Source organism: Cupriavidus sp. SZY C1, from assembly GCF_032190535.1.
Classification (GTDB): domain Bacteria; phylum Pseudomonadota; class Gammaproteobacteria; order Burkholderiales; family Burkholderiaceae; genus Cupriavidus; species Cupriavidus pauculus_C.
In genome coordinates this window covers 327,324-342,853 of the sequence record NZ_JAUANU010000004.1, presented here as the reverse complement: position 1 = coordinate 342,853, position 15,530 = coordinate 327,324, and the positions used below count along the sequence as shown (strand labels likewise).

Annotated in this window: 12 protein-coding genes; 3 read left to right on the top strand and 9 right to left on the bottom strand. The window is 68.7% G+C overall.

Annotated features, from left to right (window positions below; translation table 11 throughout):
* Positions 1 to 241: 241 nt before the first annotated feature.
* The 9 genes from QTN24_RS09795 to QTN24_RS09755 all read right to left on the bottom strand — a co-directional run bounded on the left by QTN24_RS09795 (position 242) and on the right by QTN24_RS09755 (position 10,518).
* The gene (locus QTN24_RS09795) at positions 242 to 1,042 is read right to left on the bottom strand and encodes an enoyl-CoA hydratase/isomerase family protein (RefSeq protein ID WP_313836679.1); all 801 of its coding nucleotides are present in this window, start codon (positions 1,040 to 1,042) and stop codon (positions 242 to 244) included.
* Positions 1,039 to 2,295, bottom strand: a complete 1,257-nt coding sequence (locus tag QTN24_RS09790; protein WP_313836677.1) for a CoA transferase — start codon at positions 2,293 to 2,295, stop codon at positions 1,039 to 1,041. Before QTN24_RS09790 ends, QTN24_RS09795 begins: the two co-directional genes overlap by 4 nt.
* Before the next feature lie 37 nt (positions 2,296 to 2,332).
* Positions 2,333 to 3,313, bottom strand: a complete 981-nt coding sequence (locus QTN24_RS09785; RefSeq protein ID WP_124684252.1) for a Bug family tripartite tricarboxylate transporter substrate binding protein — start codon at positions 3,311 to 3,313, stop codon at positions 2,333 to 2,335.
* A gap of 67 nt (positions 3,314 to 3,380) precedes the next feature.
* On the bottom strand, positions 3,381 to 4,316 hold the full coding sequence (locus QTN24_RS09780; protein WP_313836675.1) for a LysR family transcriptional regulator: 936 nt from the start codon (positions 4,314 to 4,316) through the stop codon (positions 3,381 to 3,383).
* A gap of 101 nt (positions 4,317 to 4,417) precedes the next feature.
* Positions 4,418 to 5,290: a carbohydrate ABC transporter permease gene (locus QTN24_RS09775; RefSeq protein ID WP_124684253.1), complete on the bottom strand. Its 873-nt coding sequence runs from the start codon at positions 5,288 to 5,290 to the stop codon at positions 4,418 to 4,420.
* Positions 5,287 to 6,138 carry a carbohydrate ABC transporter permease gene (locus QTN24_RS09770; protein WP_409559000.1) on the bottom strand — a complete coding sequence of 284 codons (852 nt, stop codon included), beginning with the start codon at positions 6,136 to 6,138 and terminating at the stop codon, positions 5,287 to 5,289. The genes QTN24_RS09775 and QTN24_RS09770 overlap by 4 nt, the downstream gene beginning before the upstream one ends.
* A gap of 118 nt (positions 6,139 to 6,256) precedes the next feature.
* Positions 6,257 to 7,576, bottom strand: a complete 1,320-nt coding sequence (locus tag QTN24_RS09765; RefSeq protein ID WP_124684254.1) for an ABC transporter substrate-binding protein — start codon at positions 7,574 to 7,576, stop codon at positions 6,257 to 6,259.
* A gap of 19 nt (positions 7,577 to 7,595) precedes the next feature.
* Complete coding sequence (locus tag QTN24_RS09760) at positions 7,596 to 8,711, bottom strand: ABC transporter ATP-binding protein (RefSeq protein ID WP_124684255.1); 1,116 nt, start codon at positions 8,709 to 8,711, stop codon at positions 7,596 to 7,598.
* Between the two features lie 67 nt (positions 8,712 to 8,778).
* Positions 8,779 to 10,518, bottom strand: a complete 1,740-nt coding sequence (locus QTN24_RS09755; protein ID WP_313836673.1) for an IlvD/Edd family dehydratase — start codon at positions 10,516 to 10,518, stop codon at positions 8,779 to 8,781.
* Between the two features lie 268 nt (positions 10,519 to 10,786).
* On the opposite strand from QTN24_RS09755, the gene QTN24_RS09750 reads away from it, so the two are divergent.
* The 3 genes from QTN24_RS09750 to QTN24_RS09740 all read left to right on the top strand — a co-directional run bounded on the left by QTN24_RS09750 (position 10,787) and on the right by QTN24_RS09740 (position 15,483).
* Positions 10,787 to 11,785, top strand: coding sequence for an AraC family transcriptional regulator (locus tag QTN24_RS09750; protein WP_313836672.1), 999 nt, complete (start codon positions 10,787 to 10,789; stop codon positions 11,783 to 11,785).
* Between the two features lie 232 nt (positions 11,786 to 12,017).
* Positions 12,018 to 13,811, top strand: coding sequence for an acyl-CoA dehydrogenase (locus tag QTN24_RS09745; protein ID WP_313836670.1), 1,794 nt, complete (start codon positions 12,018 to 12,020; stop codon positions 13,809 to 13,811).
* A gap of 40 nt (positions 13,812 to 13,851) precedes the next feature.
* Positions 13,852 to 15,483 (top strand): alpha/beta fold hydrolase, encoded by a 1,632-nt coding sequence (locus QTN24_RS09740; protein ID WP_313836687.1) that lies wholly within the window; start codon positions 13,852 to 13,854, stop codon positions 15,481 to 15,483.
* The last annotated feature ends 47 nt before the right edge of the window (positions 15,484 to 15,530 follow it).

The following is a 15,530-nucleotide window of genomic DNA, read 5'->3' as shown; positions in this document are numbered from 1 at the left end:
AGTCGCCGCAGGAGTTTGAGGACAAGTTCAAACGCCAGACAACCTTAATACCTGTCTGAAAAAACTTGACCACTACATTCCCCTCTCCCGCTTGCGGGAGAGGGGTTAGGGGTGAGGGCCGGCGTGTCCAGTTGCGATGGTGGCAATTTGCACCGCCATGCCCTCTCCCCCGGCCCCTCTCCCGCACGGCGGGAGAGGGGAGCAAAACCGCGAGGGCAATCCCGGTTGACCAGTACAGTCGCTACTTCCCACCCCACACCGGCGCCCGCTTTTCCACAAACGCCGTCACCCCCTCCCTGAAGTCTTCGCTGCCGTAGCAGCGGCGGACCAGGTCGTCGGTGTCGGCGACGGCGGTCACGGTCTGGCGGCGCAGGGCTTCCTTGACCACCTGTTGCGTGACCGGCGCCAGTTTGGCCAGGCGCTCGCACAGCGCGGCGGTTTCGGCGTCGATTGCGGCCGCTGGGTGGACCGCTTCCAGGAAGCCGCAGGCCAGCGCGGCGTCGGCGTCCAGGATCTGGGCCAGCAGCAGCATGCGGCGCACGGGCTGCAGGCCCCATGCGGCGCGCAGTTTGGCCAGGTTCAGCGCCGACAGCGTATTGCCTAGCGTGCGCGCGATGGGCACGCCGAAGCGCGCGTTGGGCGTGGCCAGCCGGAAGTCGCACGCGGTGGCGATGGCCAGGCCGCCGCCCACGCACCAGCCGTCGACCACGGCCACGGTGGGCATCGGCAGCGCTTCGACCAGGCCGATGCCGGCGTCGATCTGTTCCTCGTAGTGGATGCCGTCGTCGCCGGTGGTGAACGCGCGGAACTGGGCGATGTCGGTGCCCGCCACGAACGCCTCGCCGCCGGCGCCGCGCATCACCACCACGCGGATGCCGGCGCCGCCCGCGCCTGCCAGATCGCGGCAGTGCTTGCCTAGCTGTTCGTACATCGCCCACGTCATGGCGTTGCGGGCGGCCGGGCGGTCGAACGTCAGCGTGGCGACCTGTCCCTGGACGGCCAGCGTGACCTGGCCGCTGTCCGGCGGCGGGGTCGCGCTCATGCCCCGAACGCGCCGGCTGCCGCCAGCGCCTGCTTCTCGTCGTGGCCGATGCCCAGTTCGGCCAGCACCTCGTCGGTATGCTGGCCCAGCAGCGGCGGATGCCGGCGCACCTGCTGCGGCGTGCCGCCCATCTTCACGGCGAAGCCGATGTTCGGCACCTTGCCCTCGATCGGATGGTCGATCTCGATGCGCATCTGGCGGTGCCGGCCGTGCTCGCTGTCGAACGCCTGCGGGTAGGTCAGGATCGGGCCGGCCGGGATGCCGACTTCCAGCAGCGTCTCGATCCAGTAGTCGCTCGGCTTCTGGCCGAACGTCTGCTCCAGTTCGGCGATCAGCGCCGGGCGGTTGGCCAGCCGCAGCGCCACCGTGGCAAAGCGTTCGTCGGCCAGCAGGTCCTGCCGGTCCAGCGTGTTGCACAGCAACTGCCACAGCTTCTGGTTGGTCGCGCCCATCACGAAATGGCCGTCCGACGCCTGCATGGCCTGGTACGGCGCGCTCATGCGGTTGGCCGTGCCCAGCGGCTCGGGCTCTCGGCCCGTGCCCCAGTATTCGGCGCTGTCCCAGACCGAGAACGCCAGCGCCGAGTCGAACAGCGATGCATCGACGTACTGGCCCTTGCCGGTTTCCTTCGCGCCGATGTAGGCGGCCAGCATGCCGTAGGTGGCGAACAGCGCGCAGCCGATATCGGCCACGGGCACGCCGCACTTGACCGGGGCGTCGCCCGGGTAGCCGGTCACGCTCATCACGCCGGACATGGCCTGCGCCATCAGGTCGAAGCCGGGGCGCTTGGCCCACGGGCCGGTCTGGCCGAAGCCGGAGATGCTGACGTAGACCAGCCGCGGGTTGATACTGGCGAGCGTGTCGTAGTCGATGCCCAGCCGCTTCATCACGCCGGGCCGGTAGTTCTCGACCAGGATGTCGGCCGATTCGGCCAGCCGGTAGAGCACCTGGCGGCCGGCCTCGCTCTTGAGGTCCAGCGTCACGCTGCGCTTGTTGCGGTTCATGTTCAGGAACCCCATGCTGTCCGGGCCCTTCATCTTGAAGCCCATGGCGCCGCGCGTCTGGTCGCCGCCGTCGGGCGGCTCCACCTTGATCACGTCGGCGCCCAGGTCGGCCAGCAGCATGCAGGCGTACGGGCCGGCCATCACCTGGCAGACGTCGAGCACGCGCACGCCGGCCAGCGGCAGCGGGCGGGCGCCGTCCTGGCTGGCGTTGGCGGATGCGGTAGCGGAGGAAGTATCGAAAGGCGTCATCGTGAAGCGTCCGGGAAAGAGGGTTGGGCGGCGTGCGTCAGGCTTCGGCCTTGACGCCGGCCTGTTTCACGACCTTGCCCCACTTGCTGGCTTCGGCCGCGATGAAGGCGCCGAACTGCTGGCTGGAGCCGCCCGAGTCTTCGGCGCCGAAGCTGCGCAGTTTCTCGGCCACGTCGGGCATGGCCAGCGCCTTGTTGACGTCCTGGTTCATGCGCTGTACCAGCGCGGGCGGCATGCCCTTGGGGCCGACCAGCCCGTACCACGAGGCGGCGTCCAGGCCGGGAAAGCCCGATTCGGCCAGCGTCGGCACGTTGGGATGGCTGGCGGCGCGCTTCAGGCGCGTCTGGGCGATGGCGATGACCTTGCCCTGGGCGATGAACGGCGTGGCGGCGGTCATCGTGTCGAACGCGTAGTCGATCTGGCCGCCCAGCAGGTCGGCGATCAGCGGGCCGGAGCCCTTGTACGGCACGTGTACGACATCGAGCTTGGCCTGCAGGCGAAAGAGTTCCAGCGCCAGATGCTGCGCGGAGCCGATGCCCGACGAGCCGAACGAGATCTGGCCCGGCTTCTTGCGGCACAGCGCGACGATGTCGGCCACGCTGCGCACCTTCTGCTCGGGGCGGCAGGTCAGCATGTTGGGCGTCACGCCGACCATCGAGATCGGCGAGAAATCGGCTACCGGGTCGTACTTGACGTCAAGCAGCGCGGGCCCGATGGCGTGGCTGTTGACGTGCGCCATCAGCAGCGTGGTGCCGTCGGCGGGCTGCTTGGCCACGTAGGCGGCGGCAATCGCGCCGGTGGCGCCGGGCTTGTTCTCCACCACCACGCTGGTGTTCCACATCATGCCGAGCTTCTGGCCGATTACGCGCGCCAGCACGTCGGTGCCGCCACCGGGGGCAAAACCCACGACGATGCGCACCGGGCCGGGCATGTCGGCGGCGCGGGCCAGGGTGGGGAGCGCCAGGCTGGGCACGGCCAGGCCGGCCGCCGCCCCGAGAAGGAACTGTCTGCGCTGCATGAAGTGTCTCCGTCATAGGCATCGTTATGGTGCCGATGATGCGGAAAGCGGCCAGCGCGGGCTATCGCTATTTGGGGATTTCAGGTTTCGCATTTTGCGCAAGCACCGCCAGCACGCCGATGGCGGCCGACGACAGCGCATCGGCCGGCCGGTGGCAGATCACGAACTGGCGCCCGGCCCAGGGCTCGGCGATGGCCAGCCGCACGAAGCGGCTGCCGGCGGCGATTTCCGCCGCGATGGCCTGCGGCATCACGCCCACACCCAGGCTCTGGGCCACCAGCGCGGCGATGCTGTCGAAGCCGCCCACGCGCATGCGCATGCGCGGCACGCGGCCGGCTTCCTCGGCCAGCCGGTCGAGCATGATCGAAATGGCCGAGCTTTCGCCCAGCGTGATCAGGTCGCAGTCCAGGATATCGGCCAGCGTCACCTTGCGCCGCCGCGCCAGCGGGTGGCCGCGCGCGACCACCAGTTCGAGCCGGTCGCTGCGGTAGGGCGCCGTGGGCAGGTCCACCATGCCCAGGCTGCCTTCGTAGATGCCGATGTCGACGGTGCCGCGCCGCAGCGCCTGCTGGACTTCCTGGCTGTTCATCTCCTGCAGGTCCACGCGCACGCCGGGGCAGACCGTGGCGCAGCGCTGGATATCGAACGGCAGGAACTGGATGACGGCCGACTTGGGCGCCGCCACGCGCACCACGCCCAGGTCGCCGCCGACGAACGACGCGGCGTCGTCCTGCATGCGCTGCACCGTGTGGGTGATGCCGCGCGCGTGGGCCAGCAGCGCGCGGCCGGCCTCGGTCAGCGCCATGCCGTGCGGCAGCCGCTCGAACAGGGCCACGCCAAGCTGGGCTTCCAGCTCCAGCACGCGCCGCGACGCCGCCGCCGCGGCCAGGTGCAACCGCTCGGCACCGCGCGTGATGCTGCCGAGTTCGGCCACGGCAATGAAAAGCTGGACGGTGGTCAGGTCGAAATGCAGGCGGGCAGGGCGCAGCGGCGGCAGGGTCACGAGGGGCGGAAGCGGAGCGGAGGGCCCGGCGATTGTGCCTGCCGGCGGCGGCCGGTGTCTATTGGGCTTCTCCCGGCCGCCAAGCGCCTAATGCGCCACTTCTACTCCTTGACCGCCCCGGTCATGCCCGACACGTAGTACTCGACGAAGAACGAGTAGACCACCGCCACCGGCAGCGATCCCAGCAGCGCGCCGGCCATCAGCGCGCCCCAGTGGTAGACGTCGCCTTCCACCAGTTCCGTGACGATGCCCACCGGCACGGTCTTGACCTCGGACGACGAGATGAAGGTCAGCGCGTAGATGAACTCGTTCCACGACAGCGTGAACGCGAAGATGCCGGCCGAGATCAGCCCCGGCACCGCCAGCGGCAGGATGATCTTGACCAGGATCTCCCAGCGCGTGGCGCCGTCGATCAGCGCGCATTCCTCCAGTTCGTACGGGATGGAGCGGAAATAGCCCATCAGCAGCCACGTGCAGAACGGGATCAGGAAGGTGGGGTAGGTCAGGATCAGCGCCCAGCGCGTGTCGAACAGGCCAAGCTGGAACACGATGGACGCCAGCGGGATGAACAGGATCGACGGCGGGATCAGGTAGGCCAGGAAGATGGCCAGCCCGGTCTGCCGCGCGCCCTGGAAGCGCAGCCGCTCGATGGCGTAGGCCGCCAGCACGCTGGCCGCCAGCGACGCGAACGTCGATACCGTCGACACGATGACCGTGTTCAGCAGCCACGCCGGGTAGGGCGTGTTGAATAGCAGTTTCTTGAAATGAGCCAGCGTCGGCGCCATCACCACGAACGGGTTGGCGGTCTGCATCAGCAGTTCGCCGTCGGGCTTGAACGCCGTGATGCCCATCCAGTAGAACGGAAACAGCAGCACGAACAGGAAGATGCCGATGGGGATGTAGAGCGTCACCCAGCGCCGGGGCACCGACTGCAGGTACTCCATGCCTTGCGATTCGTTCTCGGCCGCCTTCATTTGTCGCCTCCCTGTTGCCAGGCACGCCGCTGGAGCCCGAAGTACGAGAACAGGATGGCCGCCAGCAGGAACGGCACCATCATCGTCGCCAGCGCCGCGCCTTCGCCCAGCGAGCCGCCGGGGATGGCGCGCTGGAACGACAGCGTGGCCATCAGGTGCGTGGCGTTGAGCGGGCCGCCGCGCGTGAGCACGTAGATGAGCTGGAAGTCCGTGAACGTGAACAGCACCGAGAACGTCATCACCACGGCGATGATCGGCGTCAGCAGCGGCAGCGTGACGTATCGGAACTGCTGCCACGGCGTGACGCCGTCGATGGACGCCGCTTCGTACAGCGACGGCGGGATGGTCTGCAGCCCGGCCAGCAGCGAGATGGCCACGAACGGGATGCCGCGCCAGACGTTGGCGGCAATCGTCGACAGGCGCGCCAGCCATGGGTCGCCCAGGAAGTCGATGTAGCGGTCGATCAGGCCCAGCTTGACCAGCGTCCAGCTGATGACCGAGAACTGCGCGTCGTAGATCCACCAGAACGCCAGCGCGGACAGGGCCGTCGGCACGATCCACGGCAGCAGCACCACGGCGCGGAAGAACGACTTGAACGGCAGGTTGCGGTTCAGCAGCAGCGCCAGCCAGAGCCCGAGCGCGAACTTCAGCACGCTGGCCACCAGCGTGTAGAAGATGGTGTTGAAGAGCGCGAGCTGGGTGACCGAATCGCCCGCCAGGTAGGTGAAGTTATCGAGCCCGATCCAGGCGCCGGGCCGGCCGATCTTGGCATCGGTGAAGCCCAGCCAGACGCCCAGCCCGAGCGGGTAGGTCAGGAAGACCACCAGCAGCAGCGCGGTGGGCAGCATGAACAGCAGCCCCAGCGCGTGGCGGTTGTCGGACAGCCGGCCCAGCAGCGGGCGCCGGGCCGGCTCGGCAGGGGGCCGCCGCGAGGCGGGCGGCGTCGCAGCGGTGTCCGGCATCGCGTCAGCCCTTGTAGTAGCGTTCGGCGCGCTGGGCGGCGCGGGCGGCGGCTTCCTTCGGCGTCTTGGCGCCGCTGGCGGCCTCGGCCACCATGTCGAGCACGATGTAGTCGGCCATGGCGGCGGCCGACGCGGTGCCCAGCGGGCCGGCGTGGCCGTTGTCGAGCATCAGCGACGCGGCGTCGCGGTAGACGGTGTGCTTGGGGTCGGCCGTCCAGATCGGGTTCGACTCGTACGCCTTGAGCGGCTGGCTGACATAGCCGATGGCGGCCTCCATCCACGGGTTGTACTGCTCGGGCTCCATCATGAACTGCAGGAACGCCTTGGCCGCGTTCGGGTACTTGCAGTACTTGAAGATCATCATCTGGGTAATCTGCATCAGCTCGGTGGGCTTGCCGCTCTTGCCGATGGGAAAGTGGGCGTGCTGGATGTCCTTGGCCATCTCCTGCAGCTTCGGCTCCTTCGAGTTCTTGGCCGCGTAATAGACCGAGATGCCGTTGGCGGTCAGGCTGACCTGCCCGTCCAGGAACGCCTTGTTGTTGGACGGGTCCTGCCACGACAGCGTGCCCGGCACGAAGGTGGCGTAGAGCTGCTTGGCGTATTCCAGCGCGGCCCAGGTTTCCGGCGAATTGACCACCACCTTGCCCTTGGTGTCGACCAGCATGCCGCCGTGCGACCACAGCAGCCAGTGCGCCCAGTTGTTGCCGTCGCCCACGGCCTTGCCCAGCGCGAAGCCCGGCGGCGTGCCCTTGGCCTTGAGCGCCTGGCAAAGCTTCAGAAAGCCGGCCGTGTCCTTGGGGATGGCGTCGAAGCCGGCCGCCTTGACGTGGCTTTCGCGGTAGACCAGCGCGTTGCCCACCACGCCCAGCGGCAGCGCGATCCACTTGCCGCCGTGCATGCCGTATTTCTTGCAGACGTCGTACCAGCCGCCGTGCTTGTTGCCCAGGTAGGTGGCCACGTCGGTCACGTCGACGAGCTTGTCGGGGTACTGCTGCGGGTCGTCGAACCAGCCCAGCACGATGTCCGGCCCGGTGCCCACGCTGGCCGCCACGGCCGCCTTGGGCCGCACGTCTTCCCAGCCTTCGTTGTCGATGCGCACCTCCACGCCGGTCAGGTCCTGGAATTTCTTGGCGTTGGCGGTCCAGAGGTCCTCGTCGCCCTGCACAAAGCGCTTCCAGCGCAGCACGCGCAGCTTGGCGCCGGCCTCGGGCTTGTACTGGAGCTGGGTGGCGGCGTGGGCCGGCGTGCCGAGCGCGGTGGTGGCGGCCACGGCTGCCGTCGATACCAGGAAATCGCGTCGGGTGAAGTTTCCGGAATGGCTCATGGCTGGGTCTCCTCCGTGGTCATGCCACAGGTTGTGGTTGCCGCGCGGGCTGGCGGGGCAGGGCCTGTCCCGATTCGGCGTCGAACAGGTGGGTGTGATGCGGATCGGGCACCAGGTGCAGCGGCTGGCCGGCCGCGAAATCATGGCGCTCGCGGAACACCGAGATGAAATCAGTCTCGCCAAAGCGCGAATACACCTCGGTATTGGCGCCGGTGGGCTCCACCACCGTCACCGTGGTCGGAAACCCCTGGCCCGGCGCGCCGCAGGCCAGGTGCTCGGGCCGCACGCCGTAGATCACGCGCTGGCCGTCGGCCCCGGCGCCGTCGCCCAGGCCGGCCGGGGCGGGCAGCAGCGTGCCATCGGGAAACTGCACCCGGGCCGCGCCGTTCTGGCGCCGCAGCACGCCGGGCACGAAGTTCATCGCCGGCGAGCCGATGAAGCCGGCCACGAACAGGTTGTCGGGGTGGTCGTAGAGGTCCAGCGGGCGGCCGCGCTGCTCCACGCGGCCATCGCGCATGACGACGATCTGGTCGGCCATCGTCATCGCCTCGATCTGGTCGTGCGTGACGTAGACCGACGTGGTGCGCAGCCGCTGGTGCAGCTCCTTGATCTCGGCGCGCATCTGCACGCGCAGCTTGGCGTCCAGGTTGGACAGCGGCTCGTCGAACAGGAACACCTGCGGGTCGCGCACGATGGCCCGGCCCATGGCCACGCGCTGGCGCTGGCCGCCCGAGAGCTGGCGCGGATAGCGGTCCAGCAGCTGGCCCAGGCCCAGGATGCCGGACGCCTTGTCGACCTTGGCCCGGATCGTCTCCCTGGGCACGCCGGCCAGCTTGAGCGAGAACGCCATGTTGTCGTAGACCGACATATGCGGGTAGAGCGCGTAGTTCTGGAACACCATCGCGATGTCGCGCTCCTTGGGCGGCAGCCGGTTCACCACGCGGTCGCCAATGGCGATCTCGCCGCCGCTGATCTCCTCCAGCCCGGCCAGCATCCGCAGCAGCGTGGATTTGCCGCAGCCGGACGGCCCCACCAGCACCGTGAACTCGCCGTCGGCAATGTCGATGCTGACGCCGCGTATCACCTGCGTGCCGCCGAAGGATTTCTGCACATCGCGGATCTGTACCGATGCCATGCGTCACGTCTCCTGTGTGGTGCGGCACCGCGCTGCATGGCGGTGGAGCCCTGGGGTGCTGCGTCGTTCAGTGATTGTCCTTCGGCACGAAGGGGCCGCTCTTGCCGACCAGGAAGTCCAGGTCGGCGCCACGGTTGGCCTGCTGGACGTGATCGAAATAAAGCCGCGTCCAGCCCCGTTCCATCGGCGGCTCGGGCGGCTGCCAGGCGGCGCGGCGGCGCGCCAGTTCGGCATCGTCGACGTGCAGGTGCAGCCGGCGCGCCTCCACGTCCAGCTCGACCATGTCGCCATCGCGCACCAGCGCCAGCGGGCCGCCGGCGGCGGCCTCGGGCGCCACGTGCAGCACCACGGTGCCGTAGGCCGTGCCGCTCATGCGGGCGTCGGAGATGCGGACCATGTCGGTGATGCCCTTGCGCAGGATCTTGGGCGGCAGCGGCATGTTGCCGGCCTCGGCCATGCCGGGATAGCCGCGCGGGCCGCAGTTCTTCAGCACCAGCACGCAGGTTTCATCCACGTCGAGCGATTCGTCCTCGATGCGGGCGTGCATATGCTCGCTGTCCTCGAATACCACCGCGCGGCCCGTGTGGCGCAGCAGCGCCGGCGTGGCGGCCGACGGCTTGATCACGGCGCCATCGGGACACAGGTTGCCGCGCAGCACGGCAATGCCGGCGTGGGGCTTGAACGGGTCGTCGAACGCGTGGATGACCTCGCGGTTCCAGTTCGGGGCGTCCTTGCAGTTGTCCCAGAGCGTCCGGCCGTTGACGGTGGGCGCGTCGCGGTGCAGCACAGGGCCCATCTCGCGGATCACGGCGGGCAGGCCGCCCGCGTAATAGAAGTCCTCCATCAGGTGCCGGCCCGATGGCTGGAGATCGACCAGACAGGGCAGGGCATGGCCCAGCGCGTCCCAGTCGTCCAGGTTCAGTTCCACGCCGATGCGCCCGGCGATGGCCAGCAGGTGGATCACCGCGTTGGTGGACCCGCCAATCGCGGCGTTGACCTTGATCGCGTTCTCGAACGCCTGGCGCGTCAGGATCTTCGACATGACCAGGTTGTCCTTGACCATCTGCACGATGCGCCGGCCCGACGCGCGGGCCAGGATGTTGCGGCGCCCGTCCACGGCCGGGATGGCGGCGTTGCCGGGCAGCGCCATGCCCAGCGATTCGACCATGCACGCCATGGTGGACGCCGTACCCATCGTCATGCAGTGGCCGTGAGACCGGTGCATGCAGCCTTCGGCCTCGAAGAAATCCTCCTGCGACATATGCCCGGCGCGCACTTCCTCGGACATCTTCCAGACGTCGGTGCCGGAGCCCAGCTCCTGGCCGCGAAACTTGCCGCTGAGCATCGGGCCGCCCGAGATGCCGATGGTGGGCAGGTCCACCGACGCCGCGCCCATCATCAGCGCCGGCGTGGTCTTGTCGCAGCCCATCAGCAGCACCACGCCGTCGATGGGGTTGCCGCGGATCGATTCCTCGACGTCCATGCTGGCCAGGTTGCGGAACAGCATGGCCGTGGGGCGCAGCATGTTCTCGCCCAGCGACATCACCGGAAATTCGAGCGGAAAGCCGCCGGCTTCCCACACGCCAGTCTTGACCTGGTCGGCCAGCGTCCGGAAGTGCGAATTGCAGGGGGTGAGCTCGGAATAGGTGTTGCAGATGCCGATGACCGGCCGGCCATCGAACTGGTCGTGCGGAATGCCGCGGTTCTTGAGCCACGACCGATAGATGAAGCCATCGCGGTCAAGGCGGCCGAACCATGCCTGGCTGCGCCGCTTGGGCGCACCGGACGGATTGTCGTCGTCCTTCACTCGGGTCTCCTGCGTTCTGCTTCTTGTAGGGGGTGCAGATCCGGATGCGCGCCACCGTCTGCCAGGCCGCGCGCACGTCGAGTTCAACGGAGTCTAGGACAGGGTATCGGACAGGTAAAGTGGTATTACCAATATGCGGTATGGGGCTTTCCCGAGGGTGGCAGGGCCGCGCGTGGCTGGCCATGTGCGGCCGCCACAACCCGCCATGCCGGCGCTGTGCAAGAATGCGTCGTCACCGTTCCTGACCGGCGCGCGCCGGCTTTCCCGCTTGACTGGCCTCTCCGCTACCGTTCCCATCTCCGTCGTCAACGGCTTCCTGTCCGGCGCGGACCCGGCTGCGATTGCGCGGCTGGCCGAGCGCTCGGGCATCGCCCACGCGCTGCTGCGCGAGCCGGGCGCCCGGGTGACGCAGGAGCAGTTCGCCACGCTATACCGGCTGCTGGCGATGGAGCTCGATGACGAGATGCCGGGCATCTTCAGCCGGCCGCTGCGTAACGGGGTGCTCAAGTTCCTGGGCCTGAGCCTGCTCGACGCGCCCCGGCTGGAAGTGGCGCTGCACCGGTTCGGCCAGTTCTTCCACCTGATCCTGGACGAATTCCGCCTGACGCTGCGGCGCGAGGCGGGCGCCGGGCACGTGGAACTGGTCGCCAATCCCGACGGCCCCGGCGTAAGCGTGCTGGGCTGCGAGCTGATGCTGAAGCTGGTGCACGGCATGGCGTCGTGGCTGATCCGGCAACGCATCCTGCTGCATGGCGCCGAGTTCTCGTTTCCGCTGCCGCCGCAGAGCAGCGACCACCTGTACCTGTTTCCCGGCCCGGTTCATTTCGACCGCCCCCACACGCGGATCAGCTTCGATGCCGCGTACCTGGACCTGCCCATCCGCCAGCGCAAGCCGGACCTGGAAACCTTCCTGGCGCGGGCGCCCGAGGACTGGATCTTCGTTGCCTTTGCCGAGCAACTGACCTGCCACCGCGTGCGCCAGCACCTGGCCGACTGCCTGCCCGCGTCGCCGACGATCGACGCCGTGGCGCAGGCGCTGCACCACTCGGTGCGCACGCTGTGCCGGCGCCTGGCGGCCGAAGGCACGACGTTCCAGGCCATCAAGGACGAAGTGCGGCGCGACATCGCCATCCAGAGGCTGACCCGGTCCGAAGACTCCATCGCCGAGATCGCCTACGACGTCGGCTTCGACAATCCCACCGCCTTCCACCGCGCATTCCGCCACTGGACGGGCAGCACGCCCAACGCCTACCGCCGGCCGCTCTGAGCGGCGCCGCCCGCACTGCCATTCCTGGCCATCGACTTGCCGATCCTGCCACGCCAGCCGCCTGACGGCCGGCTGCCGGCGCGCATGGCGCAATGCGGCACGATTTGTCAGTGAATGGGCCGATTCGGGTAATCGAATCCGCGCGGCGCGACCTTACGATGCTTTCGTCAATGTCGCAGCGCAGCGGGCCAGTGGGCCGGCGGGCGCTGCATCTCAGGAAACGAGGCACGAGATGAGCTATATCGCACCCACCAAGGACATGATGTTTGTCATCCAGGAACTGGCCGGACTGACAGATATCGCCACGCTTCCCGGTTTCGGGGACGCCACGCCGGAGACGGTGGAAGCCGTGCTCGAAGAGGCCGCGCGGTTCCACGGCCAGGTGCTGGCGCCGCTGAACGCGGCCGGCGACCGGGCGCCCAGTCGCTGGGAAGACGGCCAGGTGCGCACGACGGCCGGCTTTCGCGACGCCTTCCGGCAGTTTGGCGAAGGCGGCTGGCAAGGCATCGTCCATCCGACCGAGTTCGGGGGGCAGGGCCTGCCGAAGCTGGTGGCCACGCCGTGCATCGAAATGATGAACGCGGCGAACATGTCGTTCGGGCTGTGCCCGCTGCTGACCGATGGCGCCATCGAGGCGCTGCTGACGGCCGGCTCCGACACCCTGAAGCAGCGCTACCTGCCGCGCCTGATTGCCGGCGAGTGGACCGGCACGATGAACCTGACCGAGCCGCAGGCCGGCTCGGACCTGTCGCTGGTGCGATCGCGCGCCGTGCCGCAGGCCGATGGCAGCTACAAGGTGTCGGGCACCAAGATCTTCATCACCTACGGCGAGCACGACATGGCCGAGAACATCGTGCATCTGGTGCTGGCCCGCACGCCCGACGCGCCCGAGGGCGTGAAGGGTATCTCGCTGTTCCTGGTGCCGAAGTTCCTGGTCAACGACGACGGCTCGCTGGGCGCGCGCAACGACGTGGAATGCGTGTCGATCGAGCACAAGCTGGGCATCAAGGCCAGCCCCACGGCCGTGCTGCAGTTTGGCGACAATGGCGGCGCCACGGGCTACCTGATCGGCGAGCTGCACCGTGGGCTGGAGTACATGTTCGTGATGATGAACGCCGCGCGCTTTGGCGTGGGCGTGCAGGGCATTGCCATTTCCGATCGAGCGTACCAGCAGGCGGTGGCCTATGCAAAAGACCGCGTGCAGAGCCGGCCGGTGGACGGGTCGGCCCAAGAGGCGGTGCCGATCATCCGCCATCCCGACGTGCGCCGCATGCTGACCGAAATGCGTGCGTTGACCGAAGGCGCCCGGGCGCTGGCGCTGGTGGCGGCGGGGTACGCCGATATCGCGCACGGCGCCGCCGATGCGCAGACGCGGGCGTCATACGCGGCGGCCTACGAGTACCTGGTGCCGATCATCAAGGGCTGGAGCACCGAGATGTCGATCGAAGTGACCAGCCTGGGCGTGCAGGTGCACGGCGGCATGGGTTTCATCGAGGAAACCGGCGCTGCACAGCATTACCGCGATGCCCGGATCCTGCCGATTTACGAAGGCACGACGGCCATCCAGGCCAATGACCTCGTCGGCCGCAAGACCGTGCGCGATGGCGGCGCGGCCGCCCGCGCGCTGCTGGCCCGGATCGACGACACGCTGGCCGCGCTGGCCGAGCGGGGCGCCGACCCGGCCTGCCGCGCGATGTATGGCCGGCTGAGCGCGGCCCACACGGCGCTGGGCAACGCCGTCGATTTCATCGTCGCCACCGCGCGTACCGACCCCAATGCGGTGTTCGGCGTCAGCGTCGCCTACCTGAAGCTGGCCGGCATCGTGCTGACGGGCTGGCAGATGGCGCGCGCGCTGGTCGTGGCCACGGACCGCCGCGACGAAGACCCCGATTTCTACGGCGCCAAGGTAGCCACGGCTGCGTTCTTCGCCAACCACATCCTGGTGCGCGCGCCGGGGCTGGAGGCGGCCATCACCTGCGCCGCCGGCACGGACGGCTACCTCGCCATCAGCGACGCGCAGTTCTGAACATCCATAGGAGACAGCCGTGGCAATCGACGGTTACAGCATGGCGACGCTCGACGCCTTTGTGGGACTGCGTCCGGAGGATCTGGTCGGCACGGCGCAGCAGATTGGCGCCCAGTGCGCGCAGGACCCGGCGCTGCTGCTCGACCAGCAGACCCAACTGGCCCATGACCTGTGGCGCGTGCTGGACGGCACGGCCGACGCCCCGCCGGCGCGCGACCGCCGCTTTGCCGACCCCGAGTGGCACGACAACCCGCTGTTCCGCATGCCGCTGCAGGGCTACCTGGCCTGGCGCAACGCCGCCGCGGGCCTGGTCAGCCGGTCCGTGATGGACGCCCGCGGCAAGGAGCGCGCGCAGTACTTCACGTCGCTGCTGTTCGACGCACTGGCGCCCAGCAACGTGCTGCTGGGCAATCCCGCCGCGCTGCGCGAGACGTTCGATTCTTGCGGGCTGAGCCTGCTGGCCGGCATGGCCAATCTGGTGACGGACGCGCTGACCAACCAGGGCATGCCGTCCCAGGTCGACAAGACCGCCTTCCGCGTGGGCCAGGACCTGGCCCGCACGCCGGGCACCGTGGTGTTCCGCAACCCGGTGCTGGAGCTGATCCAGTACACGCCCGTGACGGCCAGGGTGCACGCCCGGCCGCACCTGATCGTGCCGCCCCAGGTGAACAAGTTCTACGTCTTCGACCTGGCGCCGGGCAAGAGCATCGTGGAATACCTGCTGGCGCAGGAGCTGCAGGTGTTTGCCGTGAGCTGGCGCAACCCGACGGCGGCCGAGCGGGACTGGAACCTGGACACCTATGTGGGCGCGCTGGTCGAGGCGATCCACGCCATCCGCGACATCACCGGCTGCAAGGACGTGAACCTGCACGGCGCGTGCGCCGGTGCCATGACCATGGCCGCGCTGATGGGCTATTGCGCCAGCAGCGGGCAGGACCTCGTGCACGCCGCCACGCTGATGGTGGCGGTGTTCGGCCTGGACGAGCAATCGCAGCTGGGCCTGTTCGCCACGCCCGAGGCCGTGAGCACGGCGCGGCGGCAGAGCCAGGCCCGGGGCGTGCTCGATGGCGAGGAACTGGGCCGCATGTTCGCGTGGATGCGGCCCAACGACCTGGTGTGGAACTACTGGGTCAACAACTACCTGCTCGGCAAGGCGCCGCCCGCGTTCGACGTGCTGTACTGGAACAACGACACGACGCGGCTGCCGGCCGGCCTGCATTGCCAGATGCTCGACATGCTGTCCGACAACCTGCTCGCCACGCCGGGCGGCCTGACCGTGCTGGGGCAGCCCATCGACCTGTCCCGCGTCACGTGCGACACGTACGTGCTGGCCGGCGCGACCGATCACATCACGCCGTGGCAGGGCGTGTTCCGCTCCGCGCAGGCGCTGGGCGGCGAAACCGAGTTCGTGCTCTGTTCCAGCGGCCATATCCAGAGCCTGGTCAATCCGCCTGGCAATGCCAGGGTGAAATTCTTCGTGAACGGCGCGGCGTCGGCCGATCCGGAAACCTGGCTGGCGGGCGCCGACGCGCACGACGGCTCCTGGTGGGGCCACTGGAGCGCCTGGCTCCGGCAACGCTCCGGGCGCAAGCGCAAGGCTCCCACGTCGGCCGGCAGTGCCCGCCACGCGCCCTGTGGCGACGCGCCGGGCCGCTACGTGCTGGAAGCCTGACGGCCGCCGGGACACCCGCTTTCTTCGTTTCTTCAACGCCATCCACC

Excerpts from the sequence above, each read along its gene's own strand:
- QTN24_RS09765 (WP_124684254.1), bottom strand. The coding sequence starts at position 7,576 with ATGAGCCATTCCGGAAACTTCACCCGACGCGATTTCCTGGTATCGACG.
- QTN24_RS09795 (WP_313836679.1), bottom strand. The coding sequence starts at position 1,042 with ATGAGCGCGACCCCGCCGCCGGACAGCGGCCAGGTCACGCTGGCCGTC.
- QTN24_RS09740 (WP_313836687.1), top strand. The coding sequence starts at position 13,852 with ATGGCGACGCTCGACGCCTTTGTGGGACTGCGTCCGGAGGATCTGGTC.
- QTN24_RS09760 (WP_124684255.1), bottom strand. The coding sequence starts at position 8,711 with ATGGCATCGGTACAGATCCGCGATGTGCAGAAATCCTTCGGCGGCACG.
- QTN24_RS09770 (WP_409559000.1), bottom strand. The coding sequence starts at position 6,138 with ATGCTGCCCACCGCGCTGCTGCTGGTGGTCTTCCTGACCTACCCGCTC.
- QTN24_RS09790 (WP_313836677.1), bottom strand. The coding sequence starts at position 2,295 with ATGACGCCTTTCGATACTTCCTCCGCTACCGCATCCGCCAACGCCAGC.
- QTN24_RS09785 (WP_124684252.1), bottom strand. The coding sequence starts at position 3,313 with ATGCAGCGCAGACAGTTCCTTCTCGGGGCGGCGGCCGGCCTGGCCGTG.
- QTN24_RS09775 (WP_124684253.1), bottom strand. The coding sequence starts at position 5,290 with ATGAAGGCGGCCGAGAACGAATCGCAAGGCATGGAGTACCTGCAGTCG.
- QTN24_RS09745 (WP_313836670.1), top strand. The coding sequence starts at position 12,018 with ATGAGCTATATCGCACCCACCAAGGACATGATGTTTGTCATCCAGGAA.